This window comes from Pantoea sp. Sc1, from assembly GCF_000255315.1.
Lineage (GTDB): Bacteria > Pseudomonadota > Gammaproteobacteria > Enterobacterales > Enterobacteriaceae > Pantoea > Pantoea anthophila.
Map to the genome: position 1 here is coordinate 504200 of NZ_AJFP01000001.1, position 23215 is coordinate 527414.

Consider the following 23215-nt stretch of genomic DNA (forward strand, 5'->3'; position numbering starts at 1 on the left):
AAGCTAACAGTGTGATATGGAACAGACAAGCTTTTACCCCATGAAATTTACCGGACCCGGAAATGAGCGCTTTATCCCGCCGGGCTCACTGCGTAATGCGCATCTGCAGACCGTGCTGCCGCGCCTGTTGCGGCGCCATGTCACTCTCCAGCCCCACTGGCAGCGTCTCGATCTGCCGGATGGCGATTTTGTCGACCTCGCCTGGAGCGAAGATCCGCACACGGCGCAGCATAAACCGCGTGTGGTGCTGTTTCACGGTCTGGAGGGGAGTTTTCACAGCCCCTATATCCATGGCCTGATGGCCATCTGCCGTGCGCGCGGCTGGCTGGCGGTGGTGATGCATTTTCGCGGCTGCAGCGGCGAGCCTAACCGGCTGAACCGGATCTATCACTCCGGCGAAACTGACGATGCCCGCTTTTTCCTGCAGTGGCTGCACCACCGCTGGGGACGCGTGCCCACCGCCGCCGTAGGCTTCTCGCTGGGCGGCAATATGCTGGGCTGCCTGCTGGGTCAGCAGGGTGCAGACGCCGGGGTTGATGCGGGCGTGATCGTCTCCGCCCCGCTGCAGCTGGAACCCTGCAGCCTGAGACTGGAGCGCGGCTTTTCCCGCGTCTATCAGTACTATCTGCTGGCGCAACTGAAGAAAAATGCCCGCCGCAAGCTACACGCCTGGCCGGATACGCTGCCGGTCAACCTGGCGCAACTGAAAGCCCTGCGGCGACTGCGTGATTTTGATGACGCGATCACGGCCCGTGCCCACGGGTTTGCGGATGCGACCGACTACTATCAGCGTGCCAGCGCCATGCCGTGGCTGAAGCAGGTCGAAACACCGCTGCTGATCATCCATGCGAAAGACGATCCCTTTATGAGCGATGAGGTGATCCCGCACAGCAGCCAATTATCTGCCACTATTACTTATCAACTGAGCCCACACGGCGGCCATGTCGGCTTTGTCGGTGGGACGTTACGTCAGCCCGAAATGTGGCTGGAACAGCGCATCCCCCAGTGGATCGCCCCTATTCTGGATAACTGATCGCGTGATTATTCCCTGGCAACAGGTCTCCCCGGAGACCCTCGAAAACCTGATTGAAACGTTTGTGCTGCGCGAAGGCACCGACTATGGCGAACAGGAGCGCAGCCTGGTCGACAAGGTCGCGGATGTGCGTCGGCAGCTGGAGTCTGGCGAAGTGGTGCTGGTATGGTCGGAACTGCATGAGTCGGTCAATATTATGCCGCGCAAAGAATTTCGCGGCTGATGCACCGGCGGGCATTTCATGATAACAATGCTCATTGCCCGACCACACAGGGAGCTTTTCTATGTCTGCTCGTCATCCCATTATCGCGGTGACCGGTTCCAGCGGCGCAGGAACCACCACCACCAGCCTCGCGTTTCGCAAAATCTTCCAGCAGCTAAATCTGCATGCGGCGGAGCTGGAAGGCGACAGCTTTCACCGCTTTACCCGTCCTGAAATGGATATGGCGATTCGTAAAGCGCGCGATTTAGGACGTCACGTCAGCTATTTCGGCCCGGAGGCCAACGACTTTGGCCTGCTGGAGCAGAGTTTCAAAGAGTATGGTCAAAGCGGACAGGGCCAGTCGCGTAAATATCTGCACACCTATGATGAGGCGGTGCCGTGGAATCAGGTGCCTGGCACCTTTACGCCGTGGCAGCCGTTGCCGCAGGACACCGATATTCTGTTCTACGAAGGCCTGCATGGCGGCGTGGTTACCGCGCAGCATAACGTCGCAGAGCAGGTGGATCTGCTGGTGGGCGTGGTGCCGATTGTTAACCTTGAATGGATTCAGAAGCTGGTGCGGGACACCAGCGAGCGCGGCCACTCCCGCGAGGCAGTGATGGATTCGGTGGTGCGGTCGATGGAGGATTACATCAACTTCATTACGCCCCAGTTCTCCCGCACCCATATTAACTTTCAGCGCGTCCCGACCGTGGATACTTCGAACCCGTTTGCCGCCCGCGCTATCCCGTCACTGGATGAGAGCTTTGTAGTGATCCACTTTCAGGGACTGGAGGATATCGACTTCCCCTATCTGCTGGCGATGCTGCAGGGGTCGTTTATCTCGCATATCAATACGCTGGTGGTGCCCGGCGGTAAAATGGGGCTGGCGATGGAGCTGATCATGGGGCCGCTGGTGAAGCGGCTGATGGAAGGTAAACGGATAGAGTAAGAGGTCAGCAAAAAACCCTCAGATAGCAGATGCCTTTTGCAAAAATGTAAAACCGGTTTTTCTGCGGATTAAGGCTTACTGCTGAGCAGGCTTCAGGGAGAATACGCCTTTCGTAAAGACGCAAAACCGCCATTCCTGGCCCGCTATGCTTTGCTACAGGCGTATGCTCCCTTCGCTTCATGTCCGGTAGCCGCATCCGGTTTCAGTAAGGCCGCTACAAACAAAACCTGCATACAAAGAATCTGACAGCAACACGAAAGCTCATCATGCAGGGAACCGGGTCAGAAGAGGAAAGCGTCCCGCCGCCCGGATAAAACGCCGGGAGCGTTTTTGAACAACGCAACGTGTTGGCCCGGCTACGGGCGCACCTCAGGGATGAGGTGCGTAATCGCGCGGGCCGAGCGGCCATGGATTGGCTCAAGCGACTTTCCGATCTGACCCGGTTTCCTGCGCAGGCACGGCCTGACAGCGAACCACCACAAATCGATCCGACCCGGTTTTCTGCGCAGGCACAGTCTCAAAGTGAATTCCCCCATCCAGGCACGGCCTCACACCGGACAGCCAGCAACTTTAAAAAAACCTGCGGCTATTACAGCTCAACCACCTCATAGCTGTGCGTCATCGTCACCCCTTTCCCCAGCATGATGGCCACCGAACAATATTTTTCAGCAGAAAGATCCACCGCGCGTGAGACCGCTTTATCCTGGAGTGCTTTGCCACTCACGATAAAATGCAGGTTGATGTGCGTAAAGATTCGCGGCGCCTCTTCACGACGTTCTGAGGTCAGTTTTACTTCACAATCAGCCACATCGTTGCGGCCTTTTTGCAGAATTGATACCACGTCGATCGCGCTGCATCCGCCCGCCGCCATCAGCACCATCTCCATTGGGCTGGGCGCTTTATCCCCTGAATTGCCATCCATAAGGATCTGATGGCCGGAGGATGACTCACCAAGGAATGTCATCCCTTCTACCCATTTCACTCTTGCCTGCATGATTTTTGCTCCGGAATACGCTGTTTTGTCGCCAGAGTACGCTTTCGCCTGATAAACAGCAATCCAGAGAAATCCGCCCTTAGCTGAAGCGAGACAACAGAAGACAGTCGGCAAAAGCTGTGCTACAAACAGAGCTGAAAATATTTTTCGTCACCCGATGGCGAAGCCGGGAAGAATGATGCGCACTGCGCCTGATGCGGCCCGAATAATTTCCTGAAAAGGAAACGCTTGAAGCTTTCACCGCCTGACAGGGAAAACTGCCCCCTGTATTTTGGGCACGATTACAACAGAGGATAATAGCGAATGGTTCTCGGCAAACCGCAAACAGACCCTACACTCGAATGGTTCCTGTCCCATTGCCATATTCACAAGTATCCATCCAAAAGTACGCTGATTCACCAAGGTGAAAAAGCTGAAACGCTTTACTACATCGTGAAAGGTTCCGTCGCGGTTCTGATTAAAGATGAAGAAGGCAAAGAGATGATTCTTTCCTACCTCAATCAGGGGGATTTCATCGGCGAGCTTGGCCTGTTTGAAGAAGGTCAGGAGCGCAGCGCCTGGGTACGTGCAAAAAGCGCGTGCGAAGTGGCGGAGATCTCCTACAAGAAATTCCGCCAGCTGATTCAGGTGAACCCTGACATCCTGATGCGACTCTCGTCGCAGATGGCGCGTCGCCTGCAGGTGACGTCAGAAAAAGTGGGTAACCTCGCTTTCCTCGACGTGACCGGACGCATTGCACAGACGCTGCTTAACCTGGCGAAACAGCCAGATGCCATGACGCATCCCGACGGCATGCAAATTAAAATTACCCGTCAGGAAATTGGCCAGATTGTAGGTTGTTCACGCGAAACCGTGGGCCGTATTCTGAAGATGCTGGAAGATCAGAACCTGATCTCTGCACACGGCAAAACCATCGTCGTTTACGGCACCCGCTAATTCCTGTCATCCACGGCGTGATGTTCGCATCACGCCGTTATTGTTTGTGCTGAGCCGATGTGGCGTCGAATTATTTATCACCCTGAAGTGAACTATGCCCTGCGGCAAACGCTGGTGCTCTGCCTGCCGGTCGCGCTGGGCTGGCTGGCTGGCGACCTGCAAAAAGGTCTGCTGTTCTCGTTAGTCCCCGCCTGCTGCAACATTGCCGGTCTCGATACCCCGCATAAACGCTTCTTCAAACGTCTGATTGTGGGCGGCAGCCTGTTTGCGCTTGGCAGCTTCCTGATCCAGTGGCTTACCCTGCATGCGGTTCCGCTGCCGCTGATCCTGTTTGCGATGCCCCTGTTGCTGGGCGTCACCGGGGAGATCAGCCCGCTGCATGGCCGCCTGCTCTCCGGCACCCTCATCGCCGCTATTTTTACCCTGAGCCTGACGGGCCGCATGCCCATCTATGTGCCGCCGCTGCTCTATATCGGCGGCACCCTCTGGTATGGCGTGTTTAACTGGTTCTGGTTCTGGCTGTGGAAAGAGCAGCCGATGCGCGAAAGCCTGAGCCTGATCTACCGCGAGCTGGCGAACTACTGCGATGCCAAATATACCCTGCTGACGCAGCTGACCGATCCGGAGAAGGCCCTGCCGCCGCTGCTGGCTCGCCAGCAGAAAGTGGTCGATTTGATCAACACCTGTTATCAGCAGATGCATATGCTGTCGGCGAGCCGCGACAATAGCCATAAACGGCTGACGCGCGCCTTTCAGGTGGCGCTGGATCTGCAGGAGCACATCTCGGTCAGCCTGCACCGGCCGGAAGAGGTGCAGAAACTGGTTGAGCAGAGCCATGCTGAAGCGGTGATCCGCTGGAACGCCAAAACCATCTCAGCCCGGCTGCGGGTGCTGGCCGATACCATTCTCTACCACCAGTTAGCCGATCGTTTTGCGATGGATAAACAGCTTGGCGCGCTGGAGAAGATCGCCCGTCAGCATCCCGACAATCCGGTGGGCCACTTCTGCCTTTATCACTTCAACCGCATTGCGCGGGTGCTGCGCACCCAGAAGCCGCTTTACCAGCGCGATCTGATGGCTGACCGCCAGCGCCGTCTGCCGCTGCTCCCGGCACTGCGCAGCTACCTCTCATTTCGCTCCTCAGCGCTGCGCACTGCCGGTCGCTTTGCGGTCATGCTGATGCTGGGCAGCGCGCTGGCGCTCTTCTTCAACATCCCTAAGCCCTACTGGATTCTGATGACGATCATGTTCGTCAGCCAGAACGGCTACAGCGCCACCCGCGTCCGTATCCAGCACCGTGCGCTCGGCACCTTTGCCGGCCTGGTGGTCGCGGCGGCCACACTGCGTCTGGCGGTGCCGGAACCTGTCGTCCTGCTGGTGATGCTGGCGATTACCTTCATCAGCTATCGCTTTACCCGTCAGTTTTATGGCTGGTCGATGATTGGCTTTACGGTCACTGCGGTTTACTCGCTGCAGCTCCTCTCACTGAATGGCGCGCAGTTTCTGCTGCCGCGACTGATGGATACGCTGATGGGCTGCCTGATCGCCTTTGGCGGCATGATCTGGCTCTGGCCGCAGTGGCAGAGTGGCTTACTGCGGCAAAATGCCCATGACGCGCTGGAAACCTATCAGGATGCGCTGCGCCTCCTGCTGGGAGAGGAACAGGCACCCGGCAAGCTGGCTTATCAGCGCGTGCAGGTGAATCAGGCGCACAATGCGCTGTTTAACTCGCTGAATCAGGCGATGCAGGAGCCGGGTTTCAACGCCCAGTATCTGAAAGATATGCGGCTCTGGGTCACGCACAGCCAGTTTATCGTCGAGCACATCAATGCGATGACCATTCTGGCGCGTGAGCACACCATGCTGACCCCCTCGCTGGCGGAACGTTACCTGCAATCCTGTGAGATCGCGCTGCAACGCTGTCAGCAGCGGCTGGAATATGAGGGTGCCAGTTCGCAGGTTAATCTGCTGGATGAGCTGGGGAATATCAGTGAAGGACCGGTAACGGTGGTAGAGCAGCATGTGCGACGCATTCTCGATCATCTCAGCGTCATGCACACCATCTCCTCGCTGGCGTGGAGCCAGCGACCACAACATGGCCGCTGGCTGATCAGACACTTACGGAAAAAATCCGCTAGCCGTTGAGCACTTTGCCGACAGCCGTGGCAAAGCGGCTCATGCCCTCTTCGATGTCAGCAGGCTCGATGATCAGCGACGGGGCAAAACGCATCACGTCGGTGCCGGCGACCAGCACCATCACGCCTTCAGCGGCCGCGGCATTGAGGATATCGCGCGACCGTCCGGCATGCTGCGGTTTCAGCGCCGCGCCAATCAGCAGCCCCTTGCCGCGAATATCGCTGAACAGATCGTACTTCGCATCGATAGCCTGTAAGGCGTTCACAAAGTGCTGACGACGCGCCTCAACGCCTGACAGTACCTCTGGCGTATTGATGATATCGAGTGCGGTTTCGGCAATCGCACAGGCCAGCGGGTTGCCGCCGTAGGTAGTGCCATGCACGCCTGGCGCCATCGTCGAGGCGATCTCATTGGTGGTCAGCATGGCGCTGACCGGGAAACCGCCGCCCAGCGCTTTGGCTGAGGTCAGGATATCGGGCTGAACACCATAGTGCTCATAGGCGAACAGCTTGCCGCTGCGGCCCATACCGCTCTGCACTTCGTCCAGCACCAGCAGCGCCTGATGCTTATCGCACAGCTCACGCAGTCCCTGCATAAAGGCCTGCGTCGCGGGCATCACGCCGCCTTCGCCCTGAATCGGTTCCACCACGATGGCACAGGTGTGATCGTCGATAACCGCTTTTACCGCCTCCAGGTCATTGAACGGCACATGCACGATGTCCGCCGGTTTCGGGCCGAAGCCGTCTGAATATTTTGGCTGACCGCCAACCGTGACGGTAAACAGCGTCCGCCCGTGGAAGGCGTTATGAAAGGCGATGATCTTACTTTTGAAAGGGCTGTGACGTTTGCAGGCGTAGTAACGCGCCAGCTTAAAGGCGGCTTCGTTCGCTTCGGCACCGGAGTTAGCAAAGAAAACGCGCTCCGCAAAGGTGGACTGGATCAGCTTACTGGCCAGGCGCAGGGCCGGTTCGTTGGTGAAAACGTTGCTGGTATGCCACAGCGTTTCGCCCTGGCTTTTCAGCGCCTCCACCAGCGCCGGATGGCAGTGGCCCAGTGCGGTGACGGCGATCCCGCCGGAGAAATCGATATACTCTTTGCCCTGCTGATCCCATACACGACTGCCTTTGCCTTTTACCGGCACAAACTGCGCAGGTGCATAAACAGGCAAAATAACGTTATCGAACGTCTCCCGGGTAACCGCAATTTTTTCCGCCGCCATTGATGACCCCATTTGAATGATAGTTGTGCAACATTGAAATAATAATCACAAAATATGCATAAAAAATCACTCAAAGGCAACTTATTGCGTCAGGAAATTGCGCAGCAGCTGATGACCCTGCTCGCTGAGAATGCTCTCGGGATGAAACTGCACGCCTTCCAGCGCCAGCGTTTTATGGCGGAAACCCATGATCTCGTCGGGCTCACCGTCGCGCAGACTCCAGGCGGTGACCTCGAACGCATCGGGCAGCGTCTCGCGCTGCACGATCAGCGAATGGTAACGGGTAACCGTCAGGGGATTGTTGAGATTGCGGAACACGCCTTTGCCGGTGTGCTGAATGGCGGAGGTTTTGCCGTGCATCACCTGACGGGCGCGCACCACCTGCGCACCATACGCCTGCGCGATAGCCTGATGACCCAGACAAACGCCCAGCACCGGCAGCTGCCCGGCAAAGTGGCGGATGGCCGCCAGTGAGATCCCCGACTCCGAAGGCGTACAGGGGCCAGGGGAGATCACCAGATGGGTCAGCGGTAAGGCAGCCATCTGCTCCAGCGTGATGGCGTCATTGCGCACCACCTTAACCTGCGCATCCAGTTCGCAGAAATATTGATAAAGATTCCAGGTAAAGGAGTCGTAGTTGTCGATAAGCAGCAGCATGACTGATCCAGAATGATAAACCGCGCCGCTATTCTACGTGGTTAAGCCGCCTCACTCACCACTTTCGCAAAAACCGCCTCCAGCGGAGCCAGATCGCCCGCCACACCAGCCTGATTAGCCGCTTTCCAACTCTCCGCATCGGTCTCTTCCCACGTCAGCAGATACCCGGCATGCAGCGCCAGCTGTTCGAAGAAGATGCGCTGGGCCCGCCCGTTGCCATGGCGGAACGGATGCAGCATGTTGATTTCACAATAGTAGTGGGCGATACGCGGGATAAAGGCGTCACGCGGGAGGTCAGCCAGCCCCTTCTCCTCTTCCAGCGCGGCCATCAGGGCGTTGCCCTCTTTTTCGATATATTCGAAATGACAGAACGGCGTCTCATCGCGCCAGATATCGATGGTGCGCAGTTCACCGGCCCAGCTGTAGAGATCCTGGAACAGGGTGCGGTGAATCTGACGCAGCCAGGGCAAACCGGGGTTGCGGGGCCCCAGTTCCAGCGTGGCGAGACGCGCCGCACTGAAGCTCAGCTCCGCCTTACGCAACTGGGCGGCATCGTGGATTTCGGCCAGATTTTTCAGCACATTGTCGTGCTGCCACAGGTAGGGGTCCTGGCTGACGGCGCTGTTAGAGTCCATATTGCCTCCTCAGTGACGCCAGACGCGTTTCCGCATCGTCACTCTTCACGCTGATCTCATTCGGTGTGAAGCCCTCCAGCCGACAGCTGGCCTGATAGCTGGCGCTGCGCCGCTGTTGCCACAGTGTGACCTTCTGTTTTTCGGTGAGTTTGTTCGCCATGCCGCCTCCTGCTCAGGTTTTTGCCCTAAGTATAAGAGCAAATTCTGGCTTTGCCGGAGGCGGCGGGCGATCGCCATCCGCAGATGGCGACAAAAGGCGTTAAGGCAGGACTTTCGCGGAGAGGATAACGACCGGTTTAGACGGGACATTCTGGTAAGGGCCAACATCTTTGGTCGGCACCTGAGAAATTTTTTCAACCACATCCTGGCCTTTCACAATCTTACCGAAAACGGCGTAGCCAAAATCGCGCTGTCCATGGTCGAGGAAGGCGTTATCCGCCACGTTGAGGAAGAACTGGCTGGTCGCGCTGTCTTTATCCGCAGTACGCGCCATCGAGATGGTGCCACGCAGGTTGCGCAGGCCATTATCGGCTTCATTTTTGATCGGCGCGTTGGTCTGCTTCTGCTGCATATCGGTGGTGAAACCGCCGCCCTGCACCATAAAGCCCGGGATCACGCGGTGAAAAATGGTGTTGTTGTAAAAACCGCTGTTAACGTAATCAACGAAGTTTTTTACGGTAATCGGCGCTTTCTGGTTATTCAGTTCGAGTTCGATATTACCGGCGGAGGTGGTAAGCAGAACGTGCGTGTCGCCTTTTGCGGCCAGCGCCTGGGCGGAAACAGATGAGAGCGCTAACAGGGTAATGGCCGCTGTTAAAGTACGTTTGAACATGAAAGGTTCCTTACCCTGGAGAGTGGGGATCGAAAAAAGTGATTAAGTGTAAAGAGCATGGAATACAAGAGCCAGCGTTTTACCTATATTTACGCTGCCTGCGCAAAAGCGAGACGCAAACGTTAACCCTCAGCAATTACGTGATTAAAATCACACAACACATGAAATTTGGATCTGTAGTTTCACTGCTTGTTTATTAAGATCACAGTTCCGTTTACACTTTCTGACACTTTTTGGCACCCGGTCCCTAACAGGTTCAGAACATGACAAACCGAAATCGTATTGGCCTTACCTGGATAAGCTTTTTCTCCTATGCGCTGACGGGCGCACTGGTAATCGTTACCGGCATGGTAATGGGCGATATCGCAAAAGATTTCCAGATCCCTGTCTCCAGCATGAGTAACACCTTCACCTTCCTCAACAGCGGCATCCTGGCTGCGGTCTTCCTGAATGCCTGGCTGATGGTGATTGTGCCCCTGAAGCGCCAGCTGATTTTCGGCTTCGTTCTGATGGTCCTGGCGATCGTCGGATTGATGACCAGCCGCGATCTGACCATCTTCTCGCTCTGTATGTTTGTGCTGGGCGTGGTCAGCGGCATTACCATGTCGATCGGCACCTTCCTGATCACCCATCTGTATGAGGGTCGTCAGCGTGGTTCCCGCCTGCTCTTCACGGACTCCTTCTTCAGCATGGCGGGCACGCTGTTTCCGGTCCTGGCCGGGATCCTGCTGGCGCGTCAGCTGCCGTGGTACTGGGTCTACGTCTGCATCGGCTTCATCTACGTCGCAATCTTCATCATGACGCTGTGTGTGGAGTTCCCGGTGCTGCGCAAGCCTGAAAACAGCCCGACGGTGGAAAAAGAGAAATGGGGTGTGGGCGTGCTGCTGCTGGCAGTGGCGGCTCTCTGCTACATTCTCGGCCAGCTGGGCTTCATCTCCTGGGTGCCGGAATATGCCACCAAAGTCATGGGCATGAACATCAATGATGCCGGACAGCTGGTGGGCAGCTTCTGGACAGCCTATATGGTCGGCATGTGGGTCTTCAGCTTCCTGCTGCGCTTCTTCGACCTGCAGCGCATTCTGATGGTGCTGGCGGGTCTGGCCACGGTGCTGATGTACTGGTTCGTCAGCAGCAACGATGCCGGCATGCTGAAATGGATCATCATGATTCTTGGCTTCAGCTCCAGTGCGATCTACACCACCATCATCACGCTGGGTTCGCTGCAGACCAAAGTCGCCTCACCGAAGCTGGTGAACTTTATCCTGACCTGTGGCACCGTCGGCACCATGCTGACCTTCGTAGTGACGGCGCCTATCGTTGAGAAAAGCGGAGTGCACACGGCGCTGGCGACCGCCAACGCGCTTTACGCGGTGGTGTTTGTCATGTGTGCGCTGCTCGGCTTTGTCAGCCGTCATCGTACGCACGGTCACATCACGCATTAATGCTTCAGGGCGGCGATTCATCGCCGCCCTGCTCGTTAACGCCGGAAATCTACGCGCTCCCGCTCCCGCCAGTAAATTTCACTTTCCGCTGGTTTTGTCTCCGCCACCACCACACCACGCCGCACCGAGTAGCGCACCGGAACCTGCCTTCTCACCGCATCAAAGCCACTCTCAGCCGGCAGAATGATCAGGCTCGCCTCGTTGCCGCTCTGAATGCCATAGCCTGCAAGCTGCATCGTCTTCGCGCTGTTATGGGTAATCAGATCCAGCCCCGCATCAATCTGCTCGTAGCCCATCAGCTGACAGACATGTAAGCCCATGTGCAGCACCTGCAGCATGCTGGCGGTGCCCAGCGGATACCAGGGATCAAACACATCGTCGTGGCCGAAGCAGACGTTGATCTCCGCCTCCAGCATCTCTTTCACCCGCGTAATGCCGCGCCGCTTAGGATAGGTGTCGAAACGCCCCTGCAGATGAATATTGACCAGCGGGTTCGCGACAAAGTTAATGCCCGACAGCTTCAGCAGGCGGAACAGCCGCGAAGTGTAGGCACCGTTATAGGAGTGCATGGCGGTGGTGTGGCTGGCGGTCACGCGTGCGCCGTTGCCGTCGCGGTGGGCCAGCGCCGCCACGGTTTCCACAAAGCGCGACTGCTCATCATCGATCTCATCGCAGTGAACATCGATCAGCCGGTCGTAGCGGTTCGCCAGCGCAAAGGTCTTATGCAGCGACTCCACGCCATATTCGCGGGTAAATTCATAGTGCGGAATCGCCCCGACCACATCAGCACCCAGCCGCAGCGCCTCCTCCAGCAGCGCCTCCCCGTTGGGATAGGAGAGGATCCCCTCCTGCGGAAAGGCGACGATCTGCAGGGTTATCCAGGGGGCCACCTCCGCCTTCAGCTCCAGCATCGCTTTGAGCGCCGTCAGGGAGGGATCGGAGACGTCAACGTGGGTGCGAACAAACTGGATGCCGTTGGCGATTTGCCACTTCAGCGTCTGCATCGCCCGCTGTTTAACATCCTCGTGACTGAGCATCGCCTTGCGTTCCGCCCAGCGCTCTATGCCTTCAAACAGGGTGCCGGACTGATTCCACGCGGGCTGACCCGCGGTCTGGGTGGTATCCAGATGAATGTGTGGCTCAATAAAGGGCGCACAGGCCAGACCGCCCTCGCCGTCCAGCGTCTGATCGGCCGGTGTCGCCTGCTGGGGCTGGGCCGAGAGGCGGACAATGCTGCCGTCGGCAATTTCGATCTGCCACAGACCTTCCCGCCAGGGTAAACGCACGTTGTTAATCCACTTGGGTGACCGCATTGCCATCTCCTTATCCGGGTTTTGGTTAAAACTAGCACGAATCGTCGTCCCGGCGGCAATACCGGATTATCAGCGGGTTAGCTCTTCCGGATAAAATCAATTCAAATCAAACACCTAACTCTAAATAGGTATATGGACGGGTGGTTGATGTACATCAATAAGCGCCAGAAAGGGCGCGCTATTGTAGCCGCAGAAATCGCAAATCTGAGGCAAAAATGAGCAAGCACAATGTCGTCGTTATCGGTAACGGCATGGTCGGCCACCGCTTCATAGAAGAGTTAATGGAGAAAGCGGAACCTGACCAGTTTTCGCTGACCGTCTTTTGTGAAGAACCGCGCGTCGCCTACGATCGTGTCCACCTCTCGGCTTACTTCTCCCACCACACCGCAGAAGAACTCTCGCTGGTGCGTAAAGGGTATTACGAGAAACATCAGGTCACGCTGCTGCTGGGCGAGCGCGCCATCACCCTTAACCGTGATGAGAAACTGATCCACTCCAGCACCGGTCGCACGGTCCGCTACGACACGCTGATTTTTGCCACCGGCTCTTATCCCTGGGTCCCGCCGATTAAGGGAGCGGACGGCAGCGACTGCTTTGTCTACCGCACTCTTGAGGATCTTGATGCGATTGAGGCCTGCTCACGCCGCAGCACACGTGGCGCGGTGATTGGCGGGGGTCTGCTGGGCCTGGAAGCGGCGGGTGCCCTGAAAAATCTGGGCATAGAAACCCACGTTATAGAATTTGCCCCCGTGCTGATGGCAGAACAGCTGGATCAGCAAGGCGGAGAGCAGCTCCGTCGCAGGATCGAAGAGATGGGTGTACGGGTTCACACCGGCAAAAATACCCAACAGATTGTGCATCATGCACAGGGCGGCAAAACGCTGCAGTTTGCCGATGGCAGCACGCTGGCGGTCGATTTTATCGTCTTCTCCACCGGTATCCGTCCGCAGGACACACTGGCGAAGCAGTGTGGCTTAACGCTGGGGTCGCGCGGCGGCATCGCGATTGATGACCAGTGCCGCACCAGCGACCCGGCCATCTACGCGATCGGCGAGTGTGCCGCCTGGCAGAACCGGGCCTATGGCCTGGTAGCACCGGGGTACAAAATGGCCCAGGTTGCCAGCGACCATCTGCTGGGCCGCGACAATGCCTTTACCGGCGCGGACATGAGCGCGAAGCTCAAGCTGCTCGGGGTCGATGTCGGCGGGATTGGCGATACACGCGGCACCACACCGGGCGCCCGCAGCGTGATCTGGCTGGACGAAGGCAAATCGATCTATAAACGCCTGATTCTCAGCGAGGATCAGAAAACCCTGCTGGGGGCCGTGCTGGTGGGCGACACCCGCGACTATGGCAACCTGCTGCAGCTGGTGCTGAACGCGATTCCGCTGCCTGACCAGCCGGAAGCGCTGATTCTGCCCACAGGCAGCGGCGAAAAACCGGCTATCGGCGTCGACTCTCTGCCGGAGAGCGCGCAAATCTGCTCCTGCTTCGACGTCACTAAAGGCGATATTGTGCAGGCGGTCCAGGCGGGCTGCGACACCGTGGCTGCACTGAAAACCACCACCCGTGCAGGCACCGGCTGCGGCGGCTGTATTCCGTTGCTCACACAGGTGCTCAACAGTGAGCTCAGCCGCCAGGGGATTGCGGTCAACGACCATCTTTGCGCCCATTTTGCGTATTCCCGTCAGGCGCTGTATCACCTGATTCAGGTAGAAGAGATCAAAACCTTTGATGAACTGCTGGCTCGCTATGGCCAGGGCTACGGCTGTGAAGTCTGCAAGCCCACGGTAGGTTCGCTGCTCGCCTCCTGCTGGAATGAGTATGTGCTCAAACCCCAGCACGCCCCGCTGCAGGACAGCAATGACCTCTGCCTTGGCAATATTCAGAAGGATGGCACCTACTCCGTGATCCCGCGCTCCCCCGGTGGGGAAATCACGCCGCAGGGACTGAAAGCGATAGGTGAGATCGCCGGGCGCTACCAGCTCTACACTAAAATCACCGGCTCACAGCGCATCGGCCTTTTCGGGGCGCAAAAAGACGATCTGCCCGCCATCTGGTCACAGCTGATCGACGCCGGATTCGAAACCGGCCAGGCCTACGCTAAGGCACTGCGAATGGCGAAAACCTGCGTCGGCAGCGCCTGGTGCCGCTATGGAGTCGGCGACAGTCTCGCTCTGGGCGTGATGCTGGAGAACCGCTACAAAGGCATCCGCACCCCGCATAAGATGAAATTTGGCGTCTCCGGCTGCACCCGAGAGTGCGCGGAAGCCCAGGGGAAAGATGTCGGCATAATCGCCACCGAAAAAGGCTGGAACCTTTACGTCTGCGGCAACGGCGGCATGAAGCCGCGGCATGGCGACCTGCTGGCCGCCGATCTGGATCAGGAGACCCTGATCGCCGCGCTTGACCGCTTCATGATGTTCTATATCCGTACTGCCGATCGTCTGCAGCGCACCTCGCTGTGGCTGGAGAGCATGGAGGGCGGCATCGACTATCTGCGTTCGGTGATCATGGATGACCGGCTCGGCCTCAACAGCCAGCTGGAGCAACAGCTGGCTGCGCTGCGCGCCACTGTCCGCTGCGAATGGAAAGTCACGCTGGAAGAGGAACCGTCCCTGTCGCGCTTCGCCCACTTTATCAACTCGCCGCAGCGCGACCCTGGCATACAGCGGGTGGCCGAACGCGACCAGCACCGTCCGGCCCGCGCCGATGAGCGTATTGCCATCACCCTGACAGAGGAGACGAAATCATGAGCCAGTGGCATCCGGTGTGCGCGCTGACGCAGATCCTGCCCGCCACGGGCGTCTGTGCGCTGGTCAACGGCGAGCAGATCGCCATCTTCCGTCCACGCGATGATGAACAGCTCTATGCCATCAGCAACATCGATCCCTTTGCCGGGGCCAGTGTGCTGTCGCGCGGCATCATCGCGGAACATCAGGATGCGCTCTGGGTGGCCAGCCCGCTGAAAAAGCAGCGTTTTCGTCTCAGCGATGGTGTCTGTATGGAGGATGCCTCGCGCAACGTGGCCGCCTGGCCGGTGCGGGTCAATGCCGGACAGGTCGAAGTCTGCCTGTAACTCTCTTCACAGCCCGCTTCGGCGGGCATTTTTAAGGATCGCTGATGGACTACTTCCCCCTCTTCTGCCGCCTGCAGGGCCGGCGCTGTCTGCTGGTGGGTGCGGGTGATGTGGCGGAGCGCAAAGCCCGCCTGCTGCTGGAAGCCGGTGCCGAACTCCGGGTGGGTGCCCCTGATTTTTCGCCCGCCTTCCGGGCGTGGGCACAGCAGCGTGCGGTTACGCTGCTGCCGGGACATTTCGATCCGCACTGGCTGAACGGCTGCTGGCTGGTGGTGGCCGCCACCAGCGACAACGTGGTCAATCAGCAGGTGGCGGAAGCGGCGGAAAGGCAGCAGATCTTCTGCAACCTGGTGGATGCACCGCAGCAGGCCAGCGCGATTGTGCCATCGATCATTGATCGTTCCCCGCTTATGGTGGCGGTGTCGTCCGGCGGACGGGCGCCGGTGCTGGCGCGCCTGCTGCGGGAGAAGCTGGAGGCGAGGCTGCCGCAACATCTCGGCCAGCTGGCGCAGCTGGCCGGTCACCTGCGCGCGCGGGTGAAAAAGCAGTATGGCGCGCCAGATGCCCGCCGCCGCTTCTGGGAGCGCTTTTTTCACAGCGAGCGACTGGCGCAATCGCTGGCGAACGGCGACAGGCCGCGTGCAGAGCAGATCGCTGACGCGCTTTTTGACGCCGACCCGGCCCGCCAGGGGGAGGTGGCGCTGGTCGGTGCCGGGCCGGGCGATGCCGGACTACTCACCCTGAAGGGCTTACAGCTTATTCAGCAGGCGGACGTCATCGTCTATGACCGCCTGGTCTCCGATGCGGTCCTGAAGCTGGTGCGCCGCGATGCCGAGCGTATCTTCGTGGGTAAACGCGCCGGACATCACTGCGTGCCGCAGGCGTCGATTAATCAGCTGCTCTGCGAACAGGCGCAGCGCGGAAAGCGGGTGGTACGGCTGAAAGGGGGCGATCCCTTTATCTTTGGACGGGGCGGCGAAGAGCTGGAGGCGCTGGCGCAGCAGCAGATCCCCTTCAGCGTGGTGCCGGGGATCACCGCCGCGTCAGGCTGTGCGGCCTACAGCGGCATTCCGCTGACCCACCGCGATCATGTGCAGAGCGTCAGGCTGGTTACCGGCCATCTGCAGAAAACGGGCACCCTCGCCTGGCAGACGCTGGCGGCGGAACAGCAGACGCTGGTCTTTTACATGGGGCTGACGCAGGCCGGAGAAATTCAGCAGCAGCTGATAAAACATGGGATGCGCAGCGATATGCCGGTGGCGCTGGTGGAAAACGGCACCAGCACGCGTCAGCGCGTGGTGACCGGAATACTGAATGAGCTTGAAGCGTTAGCCGGTCAGGTGAGCAGCCCCAGCCTGATGATCATCGGCAGCGTGGTGAGTCTGCGCGACAGCCTGCGCTGGTTCTGAATGAGCAAATAAAAACGGCGGGCACAGTGCCCGCCGTTTTTTATCTGCTCAGCCGTTACGGCATCGCAACGAAGCCCACCGCCTCATACACCTTTTTCAGGGTTTCCTGCGCCTGTGCGCGTGCCTTCGCCGCGCCATCACGCATCACCTGCTCCAGCAGCGCTTCGTCGTTGCGGAAGGTGTGATAACGTTCCTGCAGCTCAGAGAGCATGCCCGACACCGCATCCGCCACCGCGCCTTTCAGATGGCCATACATCTTGCCCTCAAACGCCTGCTCAAGCTCGGCGATACTCTGACCGGTCACGCCCGACAGAATATCCAGCAGGTTAGAGACGCCCGCCTTCTCTTTCACGTCGTAGCGCACCACTGGTGGCTCTTCAGAGTCGGTGACGGCGCGTTTAATCTTCTTCACCACCGCTTTCGGATCTTCCAGCAGGCCGATCACGTTGTTGCGGTTGTCGTCAGACTTGGACATCTTCTTCGTCGGTTCCAGCAGCGACATTACGCGCGCGCCAGACTTCGGAATGAACGGCTCCGGCACCTTGAAGATGTCGCCATACAGCGCATTGAAACGATGCGCGATATCACGGCTCAGCTCCAGATGCTGTTTCTGATCTTCACCGACCGGCACCTGATGGGTCTGATAGAGCAGAATGTCCGCCGCCATCAGCACCGGATAGTCGAACAGACCGGCATTGATGTTCTCTTCGTAGCGTGCGGATTTATCCTTGAACTGCGTCATGCGGCTCAGCTCACCGAAATAGGCGTAGCAGTTCAGGATCCAGCTCAGCTGCGTATGCTCCGGCACATGGGACTGAACAAAGATGGTGCTTTTTTGCGGGTCGATGCCGCAGGCAAGATAGAGCGCCAGCGTGTCCAGCGTCGCTTTACGCAGTGCGGCAGGGTCCTGACGCACGGTGATAGCATGCAGATCAACGATGCAGTAAATGCAGTGGTAATCATCCTGCATCTGCACCCACTGACGCAGCGCACCCATATAGTTGCCGATGGTCAGTTCGCCGGACGGCTGTGCGCCGCTGAAAACGATGGGTTTCATACTTAAGTCCTGATATTTACAGCCCCAGAGCGGGCAAAAGTTCGTCGAAAGAGTCGAGAGTTAAATCGGGCTGGCTGGTGGCAATCGGCTCGCCATAGTTATAGCCATAGGTCATGGCCACATTGGGCACGCCTGCCGCCTGCGCCGCCTGGATATCATTGCGGGAGTCGCCGACAAACAGCAACTGATCCTGCAGCACCCCAAAGGTGCCAAGCACCATAAAAATGGCGGCCGGATGCGGTTTTTTAACCGGCACATCATCGCCACCAATAATCAGCGAAAACGCATCGGCAATCCCCAGCGATTCCAGCAGCGGCGCCACAAACGGCGTCGGCTTGTTGGTGACAATCGCCATTGGCAGTCCGGTCGCCTTAAGGGCTGCCAGCGTCTGCTTCACGTGCGGAAACAGCGTACTGCCCGCCTCAACGGTATCAGCATAGTGCCGGTCAAACAGCGCCCGCGCATCGCGCTGCTCTTCCGGCTGCGGTTCGCGGCCCAGCGCAAAGGTCAGCGCGCGCGCCATCATGATATCGGCACCGTTGCCAATCCACGTGGAGACCCGCGCCAGGCCCGCCTGCGGCAGACGCAGGTCGTTCAGCGTGCGGTCGATAGCCTCGGCAAGGCCGGGTGCGCTATCCACCAGGGTGCCATCCAGATCAAACGCCAGCGCGCGAATATCAGTGAAATGAGCCATTGGCCTTCTCCAGTTCGTTGCGCATGTCGTCGATGACTTTTTTATAGTCGGGATGACCGAAGATGGCGGAACCGGCAACAAACATGTCGGCACCGGCGGCGGCAATCTGGCCAATGTTGTCGATCTTCACACCGCCATCCACTTCCAGACGGATGTTGTAGCCGCTCTGATCGATACGCCGGCGCGCTTCACGCAGTTTATCCAGGGTGCCCGGGATAAATGACTGACCGCCAAAGCCCGGGTTTACGGACATCAGCAGAATGATATCCAGCTTATCCATGACGTAATCGAGGTAGCTCAGCGGGGTCGCCGGGTTAAAGACCAGACCGGCTTTGCAGCCATGCTCTTTAATCAGCTGCAGGGTGCGGTCAACGTGTTCGCTGGCTTCGGGATGAAAGGTGATATAGGTGGCACCCGCTTTGGCGAATTCCGGGATCAGCGCATCAACGGGTTTCACCATCAGATGCACATCGATAGGGGCGGTGATGCCATAGTCGCGCAGGGCTTTCAGCACCATCGGACCCATGGTCAGGTTTGGCACGTAGTGGTTGTCCATTACGTCGAAGTGAACCACGTCACCTCCGGCCGCCAGCGCTTTGGCTGTATCTTCGCCCAGGCGGGCAAAGTCCGCCGACAGGATTGAAGGGGCCAGCAAATATTGTTTCATCCGATTCTCCCACTGTTGTGCGCCAGCCATGCGGCTGGCGTAATGCGTTGGTCGCGGACGAAACAGACTAGCGATAAAGTGCCAGCAGTTCGTCGACCTTGGTGCGACCGGTTATGCTCCGGCTGATAGAACGCCGGGCTTTGACCACATGTAACACTGCATCCTGATACCACAGACGCGTCAGTGCAGTGTCGTGGTTAGAAATCAGTACCGGAATCCGGTGCTCTGACGCGGCCAGCTGTGCCGCCAGCATCGCCAGATTCTCCTGCTCACGCAGGCTGAAGCTGTTGGTGTGATAAGCCGTAAAGTTGGCCGTTGCCGACAGCGGCGCATAAGGGGGGTCACAATAGACCACCGAGCCTTTGCCGGCACTGGTCAGGGTAACATCGTACGATTCACAGACAAACGTCGCTTTTTGCGCTCGCTCGGCAAACCATAACAGTTCAGCTTCCGGAAAATAGGGTTTGCGATAGCGGCCAAACGGCACGTTGAACTCACCACGCAGGTTATAACGGCAGAGGCCGTTATAACAGTGGCGGTTCAGATAGAGGAACAGCAGCGCGCGCTGGTAGGCATCCGTGCTGAGGTTAAATTCGGTGCGACGCTGGTAGTAACAGGCTTCAGTGTTTCCTTCCGGCGTGAACAGCAATTGCGCGTCACGAATGAAATCCGCGGTGCGCAGTTTGACGATGTTATAGAGATTAATCAGGTCGCTGTTGATGTCAGCGAGATGATAGCGATCAAATTCGGTGTTCAGAAACACCGAACCCGCGCCAACAAATGGCTCGACCAGGCAGTCGCCTTGCGGCAGATGGCGATGGATCTCTTCGACTAAGGGAAATTTTCCCCCTGCCCATTTCAGGAAAGCGCGATTTTTTTTCATGCTGTCGTGGTAATTACATCTTATTGTGAGGCTGTGGCTGGACCGACAGCAGATCTGCGCTTAAAACGGGGCCAGAGACTGGCCCCCTGTCCGCTATTGACTGGCTTCTTTCTTCACCTGGCTGACCGGTTTTACCCACGGATTTTTCGCGCGTACGTCTGCAGGCAACGAGGCGACAGCGCGTTTGGCATCAGCCGGTGTGGCATAGGAGCCGCTCACCAGCACATACCACGCCTGACCATTACGGGTGGTTTTGTAGACGTGATAGCCGCTCAGATTCTGCTGCTTCGCCCAGGCATTCAGGCTTTCTGCTTTAGACGCGCCGCTCAGCTGCAGGGTGTAGCTGCCGCCTGGCAGTGATTTGCTGGCCGTGCTGCTGCCTGCTGCCGATGTAGCGGGCGCAGAACTGACGGGTGACCGTGCTGGCGTCGTGTGTGTTTTGCTGTCGCGGGTTGCCGGCTTCGCCGCCGCTTTGTGCGCGGTGTCGTGCGCCGGACGGGAGGCCGCGTTTGAGCGGGCTGGTGTCTGACGCGTCACCGGTGCGGTAACGGGATTTGCCGCCGTTCCGGCATTGCCGCTGACGGTGGCAGGCGCGGTCGGCAGTGAGCTGCCGCCCTGCGAGCCCATTGCCGCACTGTCGACCTGCTGCTGCTGATTGCTCAGCGCACTGTTCAGATCGCCTGGCAAGGTGACGCGCTGCTGATTCGCTGGGGCGTCAACCGGTGCAGCCTGGGTCGGCGTAGAGGCAACAGGCGGCATTGAGACGTCACGCGCCTGGCCGGACGCCGCCTCACCGCTGGCCGCCGCGTTATTGTCGGTAGTGGCCGGCGTGTTCTGAGCGCCAGACATGGAAGAGGAGCCGGTCAGGTCGATGTTCTTCTCACTGCCGGTGCTGCCACCCGCAGCAGGCGTAGTGCCCGCTGACGCGGTTTTTTTCTCATCAGGGCCGTTCAGCGCGGAACCAATCCCCAGAACCAGTAACAGCAGAACCAGAATCCCGACGCCCATCATGATGCGCTGGCGCGAAACCGGTATTCTGGCTGCGGTAGACGACTTACGAGGGCGCGAGGGACGGCGGTCGCTGGCGTCAGGTTTTAACTCATCTTCCGGTTTAAACTCATCCATTTTGCCTCCTCCGTAAAGCGGCATTCCGCACTGCGCACCCTGCGCGCCGCGTCACCACTCAACTGCTTATTCTCAGGGTTGCTGACAATCGTTAATTGCAGCCAGCACCATATCATGTGCCACGCCGCCACGCACTTCAGAGCGGCCGATCGACAACGGCAGAACCAGCCGCAGTTCGCCCGCCAGAACTTTTTTATCGCGCATCATGTGCGGCAGGTACATCTCTGCACGCATCGCCTGTGGGCCATGCACCGGTAAACCGGCACGCTGCAACAGGGCAATGAGGCGTTCCGTCTCGTGCGGCTGGAACTGCCCCAGCCGTTCCGCCGTGCGGGCCGCCATCACCATACCTGCGGCAATCGCTTCACCGTGCAGCCAGTTGCCGTAGCCCATATGCGCTTCAATCGCATGGCCAAAAGTGTGCCCCAGATTGAGCAGCGCCCGCTGACCGTTTTCACGCTCGTCAGCCGCCACCACCTCGGCTTTCAGCTCACAGCAGCGACGAATGCAGTAGGCCAGCGCCTGTTCATCCAGCGCCAGCAGCGCATCAATATTCTGCTCCAGCCACTGGAAAAAGGCGCCGTCGAGAATAACGCCATACTTGATCACTTCTGCCAGACCGGAGGCCAGCTCACGCGCCGGCAGCGTCTGCAGACAGGCGGTATCGATCACCACCGAGGCAGGCTGATAAAAGGCGCCGATCATGTTTTTGCCCAGCGGATGGTTCACCGCGGTTTTGCCACCCACCGACGAGTCCACCTGCGACAGTAAGGTGGTCGGAACCTGAATAAAGCGCACGCCACGCTGATAGCTGGCCGCAGCAAAACCGGCCAGATCGCCAATGACGCCGCCGCCTAAGGCAACCAGCGTCGTATCACGACCGTGCGGCTTCTGCAGCAGTGCGGTAAAAACCTGATCCATCACCGCCAGCGTCTTATATTGTTCGCCATCGGGTAAGATCACCTGATCAACTTTTACGCCTGCCGCCGTCAGCTGCGCCGTTATCCTGTCAAGATAGAGCGGTGCCAGCGTCTGGTTGGTCACCACCATGGCGTTTTCGCCCGCGGTCAGCGGCCAAAAAGAAGCCGGATCGTTAAACAGTCCGGCGGCGATAGTGATGGGGTAACTGCGTTCCCCCAGTGAGACGGTGATCTTCTCCATGATGCTCAATACCTGTCAGAGAGCCTTCGAACGTTGGATCAACTTTTTTCCAACATGTGGATAATCTGATTCGCCACGACTTTCGCACTTTGGTCGTCTGTACGAATGGTCACATCGGCGATCTCTTCGTAGAGCGGGTTACGTTCGCCAGCCAGCGCTTCAAGCACCTCACGCGGCGGGGAGTCCACCTGCAGCAACGGACGTTTTTTATCGCGCTGAGTGCGCGCCAGTTGCTTCTCGATCGTGGTTTCAAGATAAACCACAACACCACGGGCGGAGAGACGATTACGCGTTTCCCGGGATTTGACGGAACCACCCCCTGTCGCCAGGACGATGCCTTGCTTCTCGGTCAGTTCGTTAATGATTTTTTCTTCGCGATCGCGAAAGCCAGCTTCGCCTTCGACATCAAAAACCCAGCCCACATCCGCTCCGGTGCGTCGCTCAATTTCCTGATCGGAATCGAAGAACTCCATGTTGAGTTGCTGAGCCAACTGACGGCCAATAGTGCTTTTGCCGGCACCCATCGGCCCAACCAGAAAGATATTGCGTTTCTCTGCCATTTTGTCGGTATTACTAAGAATTCGTTAATGATACCCCGCGTTCAGCTTTTGCTGGCGGGACAGGAACTGAGACCTCATGAGCGTTAGCAAGAGTCAGATGAAAAATTATCTCAACACTCAAGGCTGTTTGGCAACCGATTATATTGCCTTCAGCACATCCATTTCTGAATTGGCCTGTGTTCGCGAAACTGTAACGCGCCAGCGCTGCGTCTTTTACCACGCTGCTTAC

The 23215-nt window shown here is 58.2% G+C and carries 23 protein-coding genes; 9 read left to right on the top strand and 14 right to left on the bottom strand.

All coding sequences use genetic code 11. The features are described from left to right. The first annotated feature begins 16 nt into the window (after positions 1-16). The 3 genes from S7A_RS02495 to S7A_RS02505 all read left to right on the top strand — a co-directional run bounded on the left by S7A_RS02495 (position 17) and on the right by S7A_RS02505 (position 2187). Positions 17-1033, top strand: coding sequence for a hydrolase (locus tag S7A_RS02495; RefSeq protein ID WP_009087639.1), 1017 nt, complete (start codon positions 17-19; stop codon positions 1031-1033). A 4-nt stretch (positions 1034-1037) separates the two neighbouring features. Beyond that, positions 1038-1256 carry a YheU family protein gene (locus S7A_RS02500; RefSeq protein WP_009087640.1) on the top strand — a complete coding sequence of 73 codons (219 nt, stop codon included), beginning with the start codon at positions 1038-1040 and terminating at the stop codon, positions 1254-1256. Between the two features lie 61 nt (positions 1257-1317). After that, on the top strand, positions 1318-2187 hold the full coding sequence (locus S7A_RS02505) for a phosphoribulokinase (protein ID WP_009087643.1): 870 nt from the start codon (positions 1318-1320) through the stop codon (positions 2185-2187). Between the two features lie 589 nt (positions 2188-2776). Here S7A_RS02505 and S7A_RS02510 read toward each other — a convergent pair. After that, the gene (locus tag S7A_RS02510; protein WP_009087644.1) at positions 2777-3181 is read right to left on the bottom strand and encodes an OsmC family protein; all 405 of its coding nucleotides are present in this window, start codon (positions 3179-3181) and stop codon (positions 2777-2779) included. 303 nt (positions 3182-3484) lie between these two features. Between S7A_RS02510 and crp the strand changes: the two genes are divergently transcribed. Continuing rightward, a complete protein-coding gene (gene crp / locus S7A_RS02515) occupies positions 3485-4117 on the top strand; it encodes a cAMP-activated global transcriptional regulator CRP (protein WP_003852956.1) in 633 nt (210 codons plus the stop codon). Positions 4118-4174: 57 nt separating this feature from the next. Further along, positions 4175-6262: a YccS/YhfK family putative transporter gene (locus S7A_RS02520; protein ID WP_009087646.1), complete on the top strand. Its 2088-nt coding sequence runs from the start codon at positions 4175-4177 to the stop codon at positions 6260-6262. Here S7A_RS02520 and S7A_RS02525 read toward each other — a convergent pair. The 5 genes from S7A_RS02525 to ppiA form a co-directional block, all read right to left on the bottom strand. Further along, complete coding sequence (locus S7A_RS02525; protein WP_009087648.1) at positions 6252-7472, bottom strand: aspartate aminotransferase family protein; 1221 nt, start codon at positions 7470-7472, stop codon at positions 6252-6254. The two genes, S7A_RS02520 and S7A_RS02525, sit on opposite strands and share 11 nt — an antisense overlap. An 81-nt stretch (positions 7473-7553) precedes the next feature. Continuing rightward, positions 7554-8129, bottom strand: a complete 576-nt coding sequence (locus S7A_RS02530; RefSeq protein ID WP_009087650.1) for an aminodeoxychorismate/anthranilate synthase component II — start codon at positions 8127-8129, stop codon at positions 7554-7556. A gap of 41 nt (positions 8130-8170) precedes the next feature. Next, complete coding sequence (locus S7A_RS02535) at positions 8171-8764, bottom strand: putative adenosine monophosphate-protein transferase Fic (RefSeq protein WP_009087652.1); 594 nt, start codon at positions 8762-8764, stop codon at positions 8171-8173. Next, positions 8754-8924, bottom strand: coding sequence for a YhfG family protein (locus tag S7A_RS20660; protein WP_009087653.1), 171 nt, complete (start codon positions 8922-8924; stop codon positions 8754-8756). Before S7A_RS20660 ends, S7A_RS02535 begins: the two co-directional genes overlap by 11 nt. A gap of 99 nt (positions 8925-9023) precedes the next feature. After that, positions 9024-9596, bottom strand: a complete 573-nt coding sequence (gene ppiA / locus S7A_RS02540; RefSeq protein WP_009087654.1) for a peptidylprolyl isomerase A — start codon at positions 9594-9596, stop codon at positions 9024-9026. Positions 9597-9859: 263 nt separating this feature from the next. Between ppiA and tsgA the strand changes: the two genes are divergently transcribed. Next, the gene (tsgA, locus tag S7A_RS02545) at positions 9860-11038 is read left to right on the top strand and encodes an MFS transporter TsgA (RefSeq protein WP_009087656.1); all 1179 of its coding nucleotides are present in this window, start codon (positions 9860-9862) and stop codon (positions 11036-11038) included. Between the two features lie 35 nt (positions 11039-11073). Here tsgA and S7A_RS02550 read toward each other — a convergent pair whose 3' ends face one another. Beyond that, complete coding sequence (locus tag S7A_RS02550) at positions 11074-12351, bottom strand: cytosine deaminase (RefSeq protein WP_009087658.1); 1278 nt, start codon at positions 12349-12351, stop codon at positions 11074-11076. A 215-nt stretch (positions 12352-12566) separates the two neighbouring features. Here S7A_RS02550 and nirB point away from each other — a divergent pair, with 215 nt between their 5' ends. The 3 genes from nirB to cysG are packed head-to-tail and all read left to right on the top strand — an operon-like array spanning position 12567 to position 16839. Then, positions 12567-15107 (top strand): nitrite reductase large subunit NirB, encoded by a 2541-nt coding sequence (nirB, locus tag S7A_RS02555; RefSeq protein WP_009087660.1) that lies wholly within the window; start codon positions 12567-12569, stop codon positions 15105-15107. Beyond that, complete coding sequence (nirD, locus tag S7A_RS02560) at positions 15104-15430, top strand: nitrite reductase small subunit NirD (RefSeq protein WP_009087662.1); 327 nt, start codon at positions 15104-15106, stop codon at positions 15428-15430. The genes nirB and nirD overlap by 4 nt, the downstream gene beginning before the upstream one ends. Positions 15431-15474: 44 nt before the next feature. Further along, positions 15475-16839 carry a siroheme synthase CysG gene (gene cysG / locus S7A_RS02565; protein WP_009087664.1) on the top strand — a complete coding sequence of 455 codons (1365 nt, stop codon included), beginning with the start codon at positions 15475-15477 and terminating at the stop codon, positions 16837-16839. Between the two features lie 55 nt (positions 16840-16894). Here cysG and trpS read toward each other — a convergent pair whose 3' ends face one another. From trpS to aroK, 7 genes are all read right to left on the bottom strand, one after another. Further along, positions 16895-17896 (bottom strand): tryptophan--tRNA ligase, encoded by a 1002-nt coding sequence (gene trpS / locus S7A_RS02570; RefSeq protein ID WP_009087666.1) that lies wholly within the window; start codon positions 17894-17896, stop codon positions 16895-16897. Between the two features lie 16 nt (positions 17897-17912). Beyond that, positions 17913-18590 (bottom strand): phosphoglycolate phosphatase, encoded by a 678-nt coding sequence (locus S7A_RS02575; RefSeq protein ID WP_009087668.1) that lies wholly within the window; start codon positions 18588-18590, stop codon positions 17913-17915. Beyond that, positions 18574-19257: a ribulose-phosphate 3-epimerase gene (rpe, locus tag S7A_RS02580; protein WP_009087670.1), complete on the bottom strand. Its 684-nt coding sequence runs from the start codon at positions 19255-19257 to the stop codon at positions 18574-18576. The genes S7A_RS02575 and rpe overlap by 17 nt, the downstream gene beginning before the upstream one ends. A gap of 67 nt (positions 19258-19324) precedes the next feature. Further along, complete coding sequence (gene dam / locus S7A_RS02585) at positions 19325-20140, bottom strand: adenine-specific DNA-methyltransferase (RefSeq protein ID WP_009087673.1); 816 nt, start codon at positions 20138-20140, stop codon at positions 19325-19327. 93 nt (positions 20141-20233) lie between these two features. Next, complete coding sequence (locus tag S7A_RS02590; protein ID WP_009087676.1) at positions 20234-21265, bottom strand: SPOR domain-containing protein; 1032 nt, start codon at positions 21263-21265, stop codon at positions 20234-20236. A 72-nt stretch (positions 21266-21337) separates the two neighbouring features. Continuing rightward, complete coding sequence (gene aroB, locus S7A_RS02595) at positions 21338-22426, bottom strand: 3-dehydroquinate synthase (RefSeq protein ID WP_009087678.1); 1089 nt, start codon at positions 22424-22426, stop codon at positions 21338-21340. A 38-nt stretch (positions 22427-22464) separates the two neighbouring features. After that, positions 22465-22986, bottom strand: coding sequence for a shikimate kinase AroK (gene aroK / locus S7A_RS02600; RefSeq protein ID WP_003852989.1), 522 nt, complete (start codon positions 22984-22986; stop codon positions 22465-22467). Positions 22987-23215 lie beyond the last annotated feature (229 nt).